This window comes from Methylobacterium sp. P1-11 (genome assembly GCF_008329595.1).
Taxonomy (GTDB): domain Bacteria; phylum Pseudomonadota; class Alphaproteobacteria; order Rhizobiales; family Beijerinckiaceae; genus Methylobacterium.
The window spans coordinates 252,717-265,394 of record NZ_NPKS01000004.1 but is presented as its reverse complement, the minus strand read 5'-3'; the positions used below and the strand labels follow the sequence as shown (position 1 = coordinate 265,394).

Annotated in this window: 14 protein-coding genes; 8 read left to right on the top strand and 6 right to left on the bottom strand. The window is 65.8% G+C overall.

Features of this window, described 5'->3' with window-relative positions; genetic code table 11:
• From pqqD to folK, 7 genes are all read left to right on the top strand, one after another.
• The coding region (pqqD, locus tag CIW48_RS33830) for a pyrroloquinoline quinone biosynthesis peptide chaperone PqqD (protein ID WP_246695151.1) at positions 1-481 on the top strand (481 nt) is incomplete at its 5' end.
• Entirely contained in the window at positions 478-1,623 is a 1,146-nt protein-coding gene (pqqE, locus tag CIW48_RS06585) for a pyrroloquinoline quinone biosynthesis protein PqqE (RefSeq protein WP_149310084.1), read from the top strand. The genes pqqD and pqqE, both read left to right, overlap by 4 nt.
• An 11-nt stretch (positions 1,624-1,634) precedes the next feature.
• Positions 1,635-2,345 carry a hypothetical protein gene (locus CIW48_RS06580; protein ID WP_246695150.1) on the top strand — a complete coding sequence of 237 codons (711 nt, stop codon included), beginning with the start codon at positions 1,635-1,637 and terminating at the stop codon, positions 2,343-2,345.
• Complete coding sequence (locus CIW48_RS06575; protein ID WP_149310082.1) at positions 2,326-2,688, top strand: hypothetical protein; 363 nt, start codon at positions 2,326-2,328, stop codon at positions 2,686-2,688. The genes CIW48_RS06580 and CIW48_RS06575 overlap by 20 nt, the downstream gene beginning before the upstream one ends.
• Before the next feature lie 85 nt (positions 2,689-2,773).
• Positions 2,774-3,610 (top strand): dihydropteroate synthase, encoded by an 837-nt coding sequence (gene folP, locus CIW48_RS06570; RefSeq protein ID WP_149310081.1) that lies wholly within the window; start codon positions 2,774-2,776, stop codon positions 3,608-3,610.
• Positions 3,611-3,612: 2 nt separating this feature from the next.
• On the top strand, positions 3,613-3,990 hold the full coding sequence (folB, locus tag CIW48_RS06565) for a dihydroneopterin aldolase (RefSeq protein ID WP_149310080.1): 378 nt from the start codon (positions 3,613-3,615) through the stop codon (positions 3,988-3,990).
• Positions 3,987-4,457: a 2-amino-4-hydroxy-6-hydroxymethyldihydropteridine diphosphokinase gene (folK, locus tag CIW48_RS06560; protein WP_149310079.1), complete on the top strand. Its 471-nt coding sequence runs from the start codon at positions 3,987-3,989 to the stop codon at positions 4,455-4,457. The genes folB and folK overlap by 4 nt, the downstream gene beginning before the upstream one ends.
• Before the next feature lie 49 nt (positions 4,458-4,506).
• Here folK and xoxJ read toward each other — a convergent pair whose 3' ends face one another.
• The 6 genes from xoxJ to CIW48_RS06530 all read right to left on the bottom strand — a co-directional run bounded on the left by xoxJ (position 4,507) and on the right by CIW48_RS06530 (position 10,685).
• Complete coding sequence (gene xoxJ / locus CIW48_RS06555) at positions 4,507-5,352, bottom strand: rare earth element methanol dehydrogenase accessory protein XoxJ (protein ID WP_348645123.1); 846 nt, start codon at positions 5,350-5,352, stop codon at positions 4,507-4,509.
• The gene (locus tag CIW48_RS06550) at positions 5,352-5,963 is read right to left on the bottom strand and encodes a c-type cytochrome, methanol metabolism-related (protein ID WP_091777594.1); all 612 of its coding nucleotides are present in this window, start codon (positions 5,961-5,963) and stop codon (positions 5,352-5,354) included. The genes xoxJ and CIW48_RS06550 overlap by 1 nt, the downstream gene beginning before the upstream one ends.
• A gap of 133 nt (positions 5,964-6,096) precedes the next feature.
• Positions 6,097-7,902 carry a lanthanide-dependent methanol dehydrogenase XoxF1 gene (xoxF1, locus tag CIW48_RS06545; RefSeq protein ID WP_149310077.1) on the bottom strand — a complete coding sequence of 602 codons (1,806 nt, stop codon included), beginning with the start codon at positions 7,900-7,902 and terminating at the stop codon, positions 6,097-6,099.
• Between the two features lie 704 nt (positions 7,903-8,606).
• A complete protein-coding gene (locus CIW48_RS06540; protein ID WP_149310076.1) occupies positions 8,607-8,894 on the bottom strand; it encodes a hypothetical protein in 288 nt (95 codons plus the stop codon).
• A gap of 110 nt (positions 8,895-9,004) precedes the next feature.
• Positions 9,005-10,192 (bottom strand): ribonuclease D, encoded by a 1,188-nt coding sequence (gene rnd / locus CIW48_RS06535; protein WP_149310075.1) that lies wholly within the window; start codon positions 10,190-10,192, stop codon positions 9,005-9,007.
• 94 nt (positions 10,193-10,286) lie between these two features.
• A complete protein-coding gene (locus CIW48_RS06530; protein WP_173009196.1) occupies positions 10,287-10,685 on the bottom strand; it encodes a hypothetical protein in 399 nt (132 codons plus the stop codon).
• A 144-nt stretch (positions 10,686-10,829) separates the two neighbouring features.
• Between CIW48_RS06530 and aspS the strand changes: the two genes are divergently transcribed.
• The gene (aspS, locus tag CIW48_RS06525; protein WP_149310074.1) at positions 10,830-12,674 is read left to right on the top strand and encodes an aspartate--tRNA ligase; all 1,845 of its coding nucleotides are present in this window, start codon (positions 10,830-10,832) and stop codon (positions 12,672-12,674) included.
• The last annotated feature ends 4 nt before the right edge of the window (positions 12,675-12,678 follow it).

Sequence of the window (12,678 nt, the reverse complement as noted above, 5' to 3'; positions counted from 1 at the left end):
GGACTACGTCAAGCAGCACGCGACGACGCCCGAGCTGCAGCGGCAGGCGCTGGCGGCGCTGACGTTCAAGTGCACCGTGCTCTGGACGCAGCTCGACGCGCTGTACTTCGCCTACGTCGCCCCCGGCATGGTCCCCCCGGACGCGTGGCAGCCCGGCGAGGGGCTCGTGGCCGAGGCGTCGCGGGCCAGACCGGGCGCGGCCAGCGGGACGATGGCGGCCGGCGACCGCCCGCGGCTGCCGCGCGGCGTTCGGCTGCGCAACGACGAGACCCGCGGCAAGTGGGTGCTGCTCGCCCCAGAGCGCACCTTCGATCTCGACGACAACGCCGTCGCGGTCCTTAAGCTCGTGGACGGGGCTCGCAGCGTCGCCGACATCGCGGACGAGCTGGGCAAGACCTACGCGGCCGATCCCCGCGCCATCGAGGCCGACATCCTGGTGATGCTCGAAGGCCTCGCGGAGAAACGGGTTCTCGAGCGATGAACGCGCTGACGCCGAACCGCCCTGATGCGCCGGCCCCGGTGGGTCTGCTCGCTGAGCTGACCCATCGCTGCCCGCTGCGCTGCCCGTACTGCTCGAACCCGCTGGATCTCGACCGGCGGTCGGGCGAGCTCGACACGCAGACGTGGCAGCGCGTGCTCGGGGAGGCGGCGGCGCTCGGTGTCCTGCACGTGCACCTGTCCGGTGGCGAGCCGACGGCGCGCAACGACATCGTCGAGATCACAAAGACCTGTGCAGATCTCGGCCTGTACTCGAACCTGATCACTTCCGGCGTCGGCGGGGCGCTGGCGAAGCTGCAGGCGCTCTACGACGTCGGGCTCGACCACGTGCAGCTCTCGGTGCAGGGCGTCGACGCGCAGAACGCCGAGAAGATCGGCGGCCTTAAGAACGCCCAGCCGCAGAAATTCGCGTTCGCCGCCAAGGTGGTCGAACTCGGCCTGCCCCTCACGCTGAATTCGGTGATCCACCGCGGCAACATCCACGAGGTGGCGGGCTTCATCGATCTCGCCGTGAAGATGGGGGCCAAGCGCCTCGAGGTGGCGCACACGCAGTATTACGGTTGGGCCTACGTCAACCGGGCCGCTTTGATGCCCGACAAGGCGCAGGTCGACGAATCGATTCGGATCGTTGAGGCGGCCCGGGAGCGCCTGAAGGGTCAGCTCGTCATCGACCTCGTCGTGCCCGACTATTACGCGAAATACCCGAAGGCCTGCGCGGGTGGCTGGGGCCGCAAGCTGATGAACGTCACGCCCCAGGGCAAGGTCCTGCCCTGTCACGCGGCCGAGACGATCCCAGGGCTGGAGTTCTGGAACGTCAACGACCACGCGCTCGGCGAGATCTGGCGCGACTCGCCCGCCTTCACGGCCTATCGCGGCACCGAGTGGATGAAGGAGCCCTGCCGCTCCTGCGACCGGCGCGAGAAGGATTGGGGCGGCTGCCGCTGCCAGGCGCTCGCGCTCGCCGGCGACGCGGCCGCCACGGATCCGGCCTGCTCGCTCTCCCCACTCCACGCCAAGGTCAGGGCCCTTGCTACCGAGGAAGCGGCCGAAACCCCCCCCGACTACGTTTATCGGACGATCGGCAGCAACGTCCGGTCGCCGCTCAAGGAGGACGTGCACTCGTGAGAAGTCTTGTCGTGAGGAGCCTTGCCGCGACGACCGTTGGGCTGGCTCTGGCCGCGTCGCCGGCCCTTGCAGAGGATGCCTCAAAGCCTGCCACCGTCACCCAGGCCAACGCGGCCGCTCCGCCTTCGGCGGCGGATCTGCTGTTCGATCAGCCGCACATGAAAAATACCGCGTCGGGTTCGACGCTGACCTACGATTACCTGCGCCGCTCGGGCATCGCGAAGGGTCCGTTTGGGCCGCCGCTGGCGGACACGGTCCAGCTGAAGGTTGAGCCCGGCAAGAGTGCCGAGGCGCGCGATATCAGCGTGGTGATGTTCTCCGGGTTGAACCGGGTACCGGCTGGCCCATTCGAGGACATGCCGGGCAATCCGGTCGTGTCGCTGTTTCTAGAGAACCACCTGCGTGGTCTGGCCAAGGTACTGGAAGCGAACCCGCGCTACCTCAAGCTCGCAATCCGCAAGGGTCTCCGCGAGAAGGCCGTTGTGACGCCCACGAAGGTGAATATCGGCGGCCGCGAGGTTGATGGCTGGCGCGTCGTCACCAAGCCGTTCGCGGGCGACTCGATGGCGCAGCGCATGCGCGGCATGGACGACATGACCTATACCTTCGTCATCGCCCCCGCCGTCCCGGGCGAGATCGTCTCGATCGAGGCATCGTCGAAGAGCCCGGATGGCGGCGAGCTGCTCGAGGAGAAGCTGAACTATGATCAGAAGGCTGGCTGAACGGGGCACCCTGGCCGTCCTCGCTCTGACGTTGTCAGGCCTGGCCGGCTGGGCGGCCGAGGAGAACGACTACCCGACCGACGCGCGGGTCGATTACGTGTTTGGCTGCATGGCGGCCAACGGGCAAACCCGCGAAAGCCTGCAGAAATGCTCCTGCTCGCTGGACCAGCTTGCCGCGATCCTGCCGTACGACAAGTACGTCCAGGCAAGCACGGTCCTGTCGATGCGACAGGGCGTCGGCAACCGGGCGAACGAGTTCAAGTCGACCAAAATCTTCGACGACAAGGTCGCTGAACTGCGCCGCGCCCAGGCCGAGGCCGAGATCCGCTGCTATCGCGGCTGAGATTCGCGACGAGGCCGGCGTTGCGCCGGTCTCCCGATTCGCGCAAACCGGCTCCCGAATCGCGCCTGTGAACGGGACCCGCTCCGTGACCTCCTCGTCTCGCCTGTCCCATCTGTTGCCCGCCCTCGGCGGCCGCACCTTGGTCATGGGCATCCTCAATGTCACGCCCGATTCCTTCTCGGATGGCGGCCTGTTCGCCGCTGAGGCCGAGGCGGTGGCGCAGGCCGAACGTCTGGTCGCAGAGGGAGCCGCAATTCTCGACATCGGCGGGGAATCGACTCGGCCCGGTCACGTTCCGATCTCCGCCGACGAGGAGCAGGCGCGCGTCCTGCCGGTTATCCGGGCCGTGGGGCCGCGGCTATCGGTGCCGATCTCCATCGATACCTACAAGGCGTCCACGGCGCGCGTTGCCCTCAAGGCGGGCGCTCGGATCGTGAACGACGTCTGGGGACTTCAGCGCGAGCCCGACATCGCCTCCGTGGCGGCCTCGCACGGCGCGCCGGTCATCATCATGCACAATCGCGAGACGATCGATCCGAATCTCGACATCGTCGCTGACATGCTGGCCTTTTTCGAGCGGTCTCTCACCATCGCTCATCGGGCCGGCATCGCGGATTCCGAGATCGTGCTCGACCCGGGCGTCGGCTTCGGCAAGACCTGGAACCAGCATCTCGAAGCGTTACGGCGTCTGCCGGAGATCCGGGCCCTCGGGTTTCCCGTACTCGTCGGTGTTTCCCGCAAGTCTCTCCTCGGACGCCTCCACGATCGTGAGACCCGGCCGGCGGACCGCCTCCACGGCTCCCTTGCCGCTCACGCCGTTGCGGCGACGCTCGGCGCCGATATTGTTCGTGTGCACGACGTGGCGGCGCATATCGACGCGATGCGCGTCGTCGATGCCGTGATGCGCCCTGAGGCTCGGTGAGCATGGCGGGCGACCTGATCCGCGTCACCCGGATTGCCGTCTTCGGCAGGCACGGCGTACTGGCCGAGGAGGCAGTGCTCGGCCAGCGCTTCTACATCTCCCTGGAAGCCCAGATGGACCTTGAGGCCGCGGGCCGCTCGGACGACGTGGCCGGGACTGTCAGCTACGCGGATCTCACTGCGGTCGCGGTTGGGATCGCCACCGAGCGACGCTTCAACCTGATCGAGGCCCTGGCCGAAGTGATCGCTACAGAAATCTTGGGCCGTTTCGCTCCGATCGATGTCATCACGGTCCGCGTCGACAAGCCGAGCGCGCCCGTCCCCGCAATCTTGGAAAGTGTCGGCGTTGAGATCACGCGCCGCCGCGGAGCCGGTCGATGAAGGCCTATCTGGGCATCGGCAGCAATGTCGGTGACATGGCCGCGATGCTCGACGCCGCGGTGGCGGGTCTCGCGGCGATCCCCGGCCTTACGGTCACCGCGCGGTCTTCCGATTATCGCACGCCACCGTGGGGCAAGACTGACCAGCCGTGGTTTCTGAACGGAGCTGTCGCGGTGGAAACGAGTCTCGATCCCCACGGCCTGCTCGACGCTTGCCTGCGCGTGGAGCACAAACTCGGGCGTATCCGCGAGGAGCGGTGGGGGCCGCGCGTGATCGATATCGATGTTCTGGCCTACGAAGGCGCTAGCATCGACGATGCACGTCTGGTTCTACCGCACCGTTATGTGCGCGAACGAGCCTTCGTGCTGGTGCCACTGGCCGAGATTGCGCCCGATCTTGTGATCGGCGGCGAACGTGTGGCCGATGCTCTGGCGAAACTTGACCGGACCGGGATCGAGCGCGCCTGACCCTTCGCGACCGAAGGGGCGAACTTGAGGGGCACATTAGCGCCGCTTGTCAGCGCTCGCCCGGATCGGCCAGCTTGTTCTCCTCATCATCGAGGAGGGGAACGTCGTAATCGCGCAGCACCTTGTTGATATCGGCCTTGCGCTTGCGCAGAACGGTGTTGAGCGAGCGCTTCCAATCATTCTCGCCGATCCGGACGCCCATGGCGATCCGGTAGGCCATCGGGGGCCGCTCCGGCTCCTTGAGCAGTGGCACGACGCTCATGGCGGTCCCCGATTGCTTGGCGAGCCACCCCGCCGCCGGCCCCCAGAGCACGGCTGCGTCGATTTCTTTGGCCGCCAGGGCCGCGATGATCTCGGCGGCGACCGTCTGGTACTTGCGCGCCGGGTCGAGCTGGTAGGGCGCGTAGGCCTTCATGTTCGAGACGAGGCCGAGTTCGCCCATTCGGTTCACCGGCGGCGTACCGGCGATCACGCCGATGCTCTTGCCCTTCAGACGCGGGTCATCGAGACCGGTCACGCCGTCATACTCACCCTGTCGAGTGACCAGCGTGTAAGCCGATCGATAATAGGGATTCGTGGTCTGGACGAGGTCGCTCCCGAAGGCCTGGCCCATGATGACGTCGCACAACCCGGTGCCGAGCGTGTTGCGCACGAAACCGGGACCCTGTGTCAGCCAGTAGTAGCGGACCTTGATCTTCAACTCGTCAGCGATGATCGCTGCGATCTTGTTTTCGAAGCCGTCCTCCTTCCGTTCGGAAAACGGCATGTTGCCCGGATCACCGCAGACGCGCAGCACGTCGGTTGTGACCGTATCCGGCAGATGCTGGGCAAGAGCTCCCTGCGTCCCGGTCAGAGCCAAGGCGCAGAGGGTTGCGATCCGGGCAAAAGACGACATCAGCCGCCCATGCATTCCTTCTCCGCCTTCTTGGCGGTATCGGGCTTGTCCTCATGATCGGAGGGGCGGATACGCCCGATCGCTCCGGCGGCCCGAGCCTTGAGGTAGACGTAGAGGTCGTCCGAATAGCACATGACGTTCTTGTTGTCGCCGAAGGCGGGCATGACCTTCTGCTCGGCGGCATTCACATCCTGCTTGCCGCCCGCCAGGATGCCGATGAACTCCTCGTAGGAGAGGTGCTTCAACGAATCCTTGAGCGCCGGTGCGTAGGTCGAGCCCATGCCATCCGGACCGTGACAGACGTGGCACTCGGCGTGATAACGGCGATAGCCCGAGTAGGTGTACCAGTCGAGCATCTTGCCGTCCTGGGTCACGTGGAACGTCGGGTGACCGTCGGCATCGAAGTACTTGCCGTCCTCGACCTTCACCGCAGCATCCTGCTTCAGAAGCTTGGGATCCTGTTCGGCGGTCTTGTCGTTCGCGTTGTACGAGTTCGCGAGCTTGGGGTCGGCAGGCTTGGCATCCTCAGCATGTACGGCAACCGTCGAGACGGTCGCTAGGGCGAGGGCGGCGATAACCGGCCGCGTTACGATCTTGCTGAGGTTGAGCAACGCATCTGTCTCCCTGGATCGAGGCTCTTCGTCTCCCTCCGAGCCGCAGCCTCTTGCGAGAATGTCTAATCACAAGGATGCCGGCGCGGGAACCCGCGCCGGCATCGTTTTCCATGTCGAACCCTGCGGCCGATTAGTTCGGCAGGGCGAAGACCGTCAGCTGGCCGCCGAGGTTGGTGTACTGCGACAGAGCCGCGTAGCCACCCACCGCGCCGAGACCGGCGTTCGGGTCGGTCAGGCCGGCCGCGAGGCCGATACCCGCCCAGCCGCCGACGCCCGACAGGACGCCCACGTATTGCTTGCCCTTGTGCTGGTAGGTCATCACGTTGCCGATGATGCCCGACGGGGTCTTGAACTTGAACAGCTCCTTGCCGGTCTTGTCGTCGACCGCCTTCAGGTAGCCCTCAAGCGTTCCGTAGAACACCACGTCGCCGGCGGTGGCCAGAGCACCGGACCACACCGAGAACTGCTCGGCGTTGGACCACTTGATCTTGCCGTTGACGCCATCCCACGCGATGAAGTTGCCCATGCCGCCGTGCGAGTTCGGGGCCGGGTACATCGAGAGGGTCGCACCGACGTAGGGCTGGCCCGGGGTGTAGGTCACCCGGAACGGCTCGTAGTCCATGCAGACGTGGTTGGTGGGCACGTAGAACAGGTTGGTCTTCGGCGAGAAGGCCGCAGGCTGCTGATCCTTGGTGCCCAGCGCCGCCGGGCAGATGCCCTTGGAGTTGGTGTCCTCACCATTCTGCTCGGTCGAGTACTTCGACACGACCAGCGGACGGCCGTAGTTCTTCGAGCCCTTGTCCATGTCGACCTTGGTCGCCCAGTTGACGGCCGGGTCGAACTTCTCGGCCACCAGGAGGGTGCCGTCCGCGCGGTTCAGGGTGTAGCCGAAGCCGTTACGGTCGAAGTGGGTCAGGAGCGGCTGCTCCTTGCCGTCAACCTTCTGATCCGTGAGGATCATCTCGTTGATGCCGTCGTAGTCCCACTCGTCGTGGGGGGTCATCTGATAGACCCACTTGGCCATGCCGGTATCCGGGTTACGCGCCCAGATGGTCATGGACCACTTGTTGTCGCCCGGACGCTGCTTGGGGTTCCAGGTCGAGGGGTTGCCCGAACCGTAGTACATCAGGTCCAGCTTGGGATCGTAGGAGAACCAGCCCCAGGTGCAGCCGCCGCCGGTCTTCCACTGATCGCCTTCCCAGGTCTTCAGCGAGGAGTCCTTGCCGATCGGCTTGCCGAGCGACGTGGTCTTCTCCGGGTCGACGATCAGCTGATCGTCCGGGCCCTCGGAGTAGCCGCGCCACACCTTCTTGCCGGTCTTCAGGTCGTAGGCGGTGACGTGGCACTGCACGCCGAACTCGCCGCCCGAGATGCCGACGATGACCTTGTCCTTCACGGGCAGAACCGTGGCAGTGTTGGTCTCGCCCTTCTTCGGGTCACCGTTCACGACCGACCAGTTGACCTTGCCGGTCTTGGCGTCGAGCGACACGAGGGTGGTGTCGGCCTGGTGCAGGAGTATGGCGCCGTCGGCGTAGGCGAGGCCGCGGTTGACCGTGTCACAGCACATGACCGGGATCACGGACGGATCCTGCTTCGGCTCGTACTTCCAGAGGATCTTCGCCTCGTGGTCGAGGTCGAGGGCGTACACGATGTTCGGGAACGGCGTGTGCACGTACATGATGTTGCCGACGACGAGCGGCGAGCCCTCGTGGCCGCGGAGCACGCCGGTCGAGAACGTCCAGGCGACCTGTAGGTCCTTGACGTTCTTGGCATTGATCTGGTCGAGCTTCGAGTAACGCGTATTCGCGTAATCGACCGTCTGAAGAACCTGTTCCGCCGGGTTGGCGATGCCCTTCATGACGCTTTCATTGGCCAGCGCCGGCGCGGCGACGGCCGCGACACCTGCGCCGAGCGCAAGGAGATGTACCGCTCTCATGGGTTCCTCCGACAAGTCTTGAGAGTTCTCGCGGCGCACGAAAAGAGTGGCGTCGCTCGGACTCCGACCTGACTGTTTGCGACAGGGATGGACGCCTCGGTAGCGGGCATAGTGGACTTCGAGGAGATCTACTGATCCCCTAGCCAGGAGCCGCCATCCCTGAGGCGGCTCCCTCGAAACCGAGGCTTGCCCGGACCTTAAGAGATTTTTGAGCGCCGTCAACTCGCAGTTCGGCACCTGTGAGCACACAGTGAAAGCTTCTTTTCTTGTGACAAATGCACGGTCGATGTCATGCTTTTGCGAAAAGAAATGGTGCGGCGCACAAGAGGCGGTCGGTTCCTTTAGCTGCATCACACGGGTACGGATGCGGCTTCCATGCAGAACTTGCAGTCGCGAGCGCTTTGCTCGGCATTAGCATGCGCTTGTTGCGCGGGCGGCCAGTCCGGCCAAAGCGGAGGCCGCTTCCGCTCGATCGCAGTGCAAGACGGCTTGGCCGTTTTGTCCTGCCGAATTTTCCCGGTCCAGCCGCGTGCGCCCAGTCGCCGCATCCGATATTTTGACGGATCCGGTGGACCGGACTCGTGTTCGCGCGCGACAAATTGCCAGATCGTCCCGCTTCTCAGAATCATTGGGCCTTCGGCCAGGCCCAGCGCGAATGCCGAAGACACCCGCTGCCGATAATGTCTGGTGGCTCAGGACCGCTGTCAAAGAGCGCCGACCGGTCCTGTGCTCTCGAATTCGGCAACCTCGCCAACCAAGTCCGTCACGGAGATGTTGAGGCGGCGGCCGTTGGAGAGCCGGAGCTGGGCATCCGGCTCCAGCCAGATCGGCCGCAAGCCCGCATAACTACCGTAGAGGTTACCGTACGCGACAAGCCCGCCTCCACGCCGTTCGACAACCAGCCGATAGCGGACCCGAGCGGATTCGCATCCCTCTGCCGATACGAGACCGCGCCCGGTCAGCGTCTTCAAAATCTCGTTGGGTTCGAACATACGCGGGATGCACGGGCGGGATTAAATGGCAATCCAATTGCCATTTAATCCCGCTCCGGTGGCAAGTCACGCCTGTGGGCTCGGATTGTCCCACGACCGTCGCGCCGCTGTCATTCGGCCGGGTCGTCGCTAGTCTCCACCGGCTCGGTCTGCAGAGCGCGTACCACGATCCGGCCGCTCTCGACCGAAAGCGCCAGCCTGCCCTGCTTCAGCGCCAGGGCCTTTTGGCCGAACAGCGCGCGGCGCCATCCCTGGAGAGCCGCCACCTCTGCGGCATCGTCGTCAGCGATCGCCTCCAGATCGTCGACCGTGGCGATGATCTTGGGTGCGACACCTTCGGACTCGCAGACGGCCTTCAGCAGGACCTTCAGGAGTTCGACGATCGCGCCGTTGCCGCCGCTCCGCCGCGCGCGCTCGGGCATCCGGACGGCGCTGGTATCGCGGGCAAGACCGCGCTCCACGGCGGCGACGATGTCGACTCCCGTCCGTGAGCGCTCGAACCCCGCCGGAATCGTGCGCAATCGGCCGAGCGCCTCGGCATTGCGTGGCGCCGCCGACGCGATGTCGATCACCGCCTCGTCCTTCAGGACCCGCCCGCGCGGAACGTTGCGCGCCTGGGCCTCGCTCTCGCGCCAAGCCGCCACTTCCATCAACACGGCGATCTCCCGCGGCTTGCGCATCCGCCCGGAGAGGCGCCGCCAAGCCTGGGCGGGGTCAGCGCGGTAGGTCTCGGGAGAGGTCAGCACCGCCATCTCCTCGTCGAGCCAAGCGCCGCGATCGGTCCGCAGCAATTCAGCGACGAGCACCTCGTAGATCTTCACCAAGTGGGTCACGTCCGACAGCGCGTAGGTCAGCTGCGCCTCGGAGAGCGGCCGTCGCGACCAGTCCGTGAAGCGGGACGACTTATCGATCTTGGCCTTCGCGACATCGTTGACGAGTTGCTCGTACGAGACGGAATCGCCGTAGCCGCAGACCATGGCGGCGACCTGCGTATCGAAGAACGGATGCGGCAGGATCCCGCCGATCAGCCAGATGATCTCCAGGTCCTGACGGGCGGAGTGAAACACCTTGACCGTGCGCTCGTCGGCCATGAGCGCGATGAACGGCTGGAGGTCGATCCCCGGGGCCAGAGGATCGACCAGCACGCCCGTGCCATCCGGAGCCGCCAACTGGATCAGGCAGAGCTTGGGATAGTACGTCGTCTCACGCATGAACTCCGTGTCGACGGTCACGAAGGGCTGCTCGGCGAGGCGTGTGCAGATCTGGCGCAGTGCGTCAGTGTTGGTGATCAGGTCCATTCATCGGCTATACGCAACCGCAGCCAACATGGGGAGACGCGCCCGCGCAGGTCCCCATCTTTCGCGCACAGCCCGTCATCGCCAGGCAACATCGCTAAGCCAGGGCAGGAATGGCCGCCTTCCGGCGCACGCGTGCCTGTCGCCGGATCCGCAGCGCGTCGGCCCGGCGTTGCGCCTCGGCGCGTCCGAGCAGCCGGTCGAGGATCCCGGTCTCGATGCGCTCGCCGGTGGTCCCGTCGACGAGACGGCGGATCCGGTCCACCCGAAACCCGCGATAGCCGCCGCGCCGCGCGTCGATGCCGCCAAGCAGCGTCCGGCCCGGACCGAGCTTGAGTTCGCGCGCGTCGAGCGACCGGTTGCTCCAGGCGCCGGTCGCGTCCTCGTAGACGAGGTCGAAGTGGCCTTCGAGGGGCAGCGTCCGCCACCCGGCCGAAGCGCGTCCGGGTGCCGACTTCACGGGCTGCTCCTGGACGAAAAAAGCGTTGTCGTTCATGGACATCATATGGGGATGCAAGGCCCCGCCCGGTAGGCCGCAGGACCCTTGCGGAGCGGCTTTTGGGGCCGTGCTGCACACCCCGCGCTTGACTTGGGGGGCCTCGCGTGAATGGTGCCGGCCTTCCCTCAGAAGAAGCCCATCATGCACCGTTACCGTTCCCACACCTGCGGGGCGCTTCGCCCGTCCGACGTCGGGCAGAGTGTCCGCCTCTCCGGCTGGTGCCACCGCATCCGTGACCACGGGGGCGTGCTGTTCGTGGACCTGCGGGACCATTACGGCCTGACGCAGTGCGTGATCGACTCCGATTCGCCCGCCTTCAAGGCTGCCGAAGCTGTGCGTTCGGAATGGGTTGTGCGGATCGACGGCCGCGTTCGCACGCGCCCGGCCGGCACCGAGAATGGCGAGCTGCCGACCGGCGCGGTCGAGGTTTATATCGATGAACTCGAGGTGTTGGGCCCGGCCGGCGAGCTGCCGCTGCCGGTCTTCGGTGATCTCGAATATCCAGAGGAGACGCGGCTGCGCTACCGCTTCCTCGACCTGCGCCGGGAGAAGCTCCACGCCAACATCATGAAGCGCGGCGCGATCATCGATTCGCTTCGCCGCCGGATGCGCGAGGGCGGCTTCTTCGAGTTCCAGACCCCGATTCTGACCGCCTCGTCACCCGAAGGTGCGCGCGACTACCTCGTGCCGTCACGTGTGCATCCTGGCAAGTTCTATGCACTTCCGCAGGCGCCGCAGCAGTTCAAGCAGCTGACGATGATTGCGGGCTTCGATCGGTACTTCCAGATCGCGCCCTGCTTCCGCGACGAGGATGCCCGCGCCGACCGGAGCCCTGGCGAGTTCTACCAGCTCGACATCGAGATGAGCTTCGTCACCCAGGAGGACGTGTTCCAGGCGGTGGAGCCGGTGCTGCGCGGCGTGTTCGAGGAGTTCGCCGAGGGTAGGCGCGTCACCAAGGAATTCCCGCGCATCACCTACGCGGATTCCATGCTGAAATACGGCGTCGACAAGCCGGATCTGCGCAACCCGCTGATCATCGCCGACGTCACCGACCTGTTCGCCCGCGACGACGTGGCGTTCAAGGCGTTCAAGGGCGTGATCGCCTCCGGCGGCGTGGTCCGCGCGATTCCGGCGACCGGCGCGGGCGCGCAGCCGCGCTCCTTCTTCGACAAGCTCAATGACTGGGCCCGCTCCGAGGGCGCGCCGGGCCTTGGCTACGTCGTGTTCGAGGCGGAGAACGGCGAGCTTACCGGCAAGGGGCCGATCGCCAAGTTCATCCCCGCCGAGGTTCAGGCGCTGATCGCCGAGCGGGCCGGCGCGAAGGCCGGCGACGCGGTGTTCTTCTCCGCCGGTGTCGAGGGCAAGGCGGCCGGCCTCGCCGGCAAGGCCCGAATCCGCATCGGCGACGAGCTGGGCCTGTGCGACAAGGACCAGTACGCGTTCTGCTGGATCACCGACTTCCCGATGTACGAGTGGAGCGAGGAGGAGAAGCGGGTCGACTTCTCTCACAACCCGTTCTCGATGCCGAACATCGACCGCGAGGAGTTCCTGGCGCTCGACCTCGATGCGCTGTCCTCCGAGGACGAGAACGGTCCGAACACCAAGCGCATCCTGGGGATCAAGGCGTTCCAGTACGACATCGTCTGCAACGGCGTGGAACTGTCCTCCGGGGCGATCCGTAACCACCGTCCCGACGTCATGGAGAAGGCCTTCGCCATCGCGGGCTACGGCCACGAAGTGCTGGAGCAGAAGTTCGGCGGCATGCTGAACGCGCTGCGCATGGGCGCCCCGCCGCACGGCGGCATCGCGCCGGGGGTGGACCGCATCGTCATGCTCCTGTGCAACGAGCCGAACATCCGCGAGGTGGTGCTGTTCCCGATGAACCAGCGCGCCGAGGATCTGATGATGGGCGCGCCCTCGGAGGCGACGCCCAAGCAGCTGCGCGAGCTGCATATCCGTCTCAACCTCCCCGAGAAGAAGGCCTGAGGCG

What these genes read in the sequence shown, in the direction of transcription:
- pqqE (WP_149310084.1), top strand. Translation starts at nt 478, where the DNA reads ATGAACGCGCTGACGCCGAACCGCCCTGATGCGCCGGCCCCGGTGGGT.
- CIW48_RS06575 (WP_149310082.1), top strand. Translation starts at nt 2,326, where the DNA reads ATGATCAGAAGGCTGGCTGAACGGGGCACCCTGGCCGTCCTCGCTCTG.
- folB (WP_149310080.1), top strand. Translation starts at nt 3,613, where the DNA reads ATGGCGGGCGACCTGATCCGCGTCACCCGGATTGCCGTCTTCGGCAGG.
- folK (WP_149310079.1), top strand. Translation starts at nt 3,987, where the DNA reads ATGAAGGCCTATCTGGGCATCGGCAGCAATGTCGGTGACATGGCCGCG.
- xoxJ (WP_348645123.1), bottom strand. Translation starts at nt 5,352, where the DNA reads ATGTCGTCTTTTGCCCGGATCGCAACCCTCTGCGCCTTGGCTCTGACC.
- xoxF1 (WP_149310077.1), bottom strand. Translation starts at nt 7,902, where the DNA reads ATGAGAGCGGTACATCTCCTTGCGCTCGGCGCAGGTGTCGCGGCCGTC.
- CIW48_RS06540 (WP_149310076.1), bottom strand. Translation starts at nt 8,894, where the DNA reads ATGTTCGAACCCAACGAGATTTTGAAGACGCTGACCGGGCGCGGTCTC.
- rnd (WP_149310075.1), bottom strand. Translation starts at nt 10,192, where the DNA reads ATGGACCTGATCACCAACACTGACGCACTGCGCCAGATCTGCACACGC.
- CIW48_RS06530 (WP_173009196.1), bottom strand. Translation starts at nt 10,685, where the DNA reads ATGAACGACAACGCTTTTTTCGTCCAGGAGCAGCCCGTGAAGTCGGCA.
- aspS (WP_149310074.1), top strand. Translation starts at nt 10,830, where the DNA reads ATGCACCGTTACCGTTCCCACACCTGCGGGGCGCTTCGCCCGTCCGAC.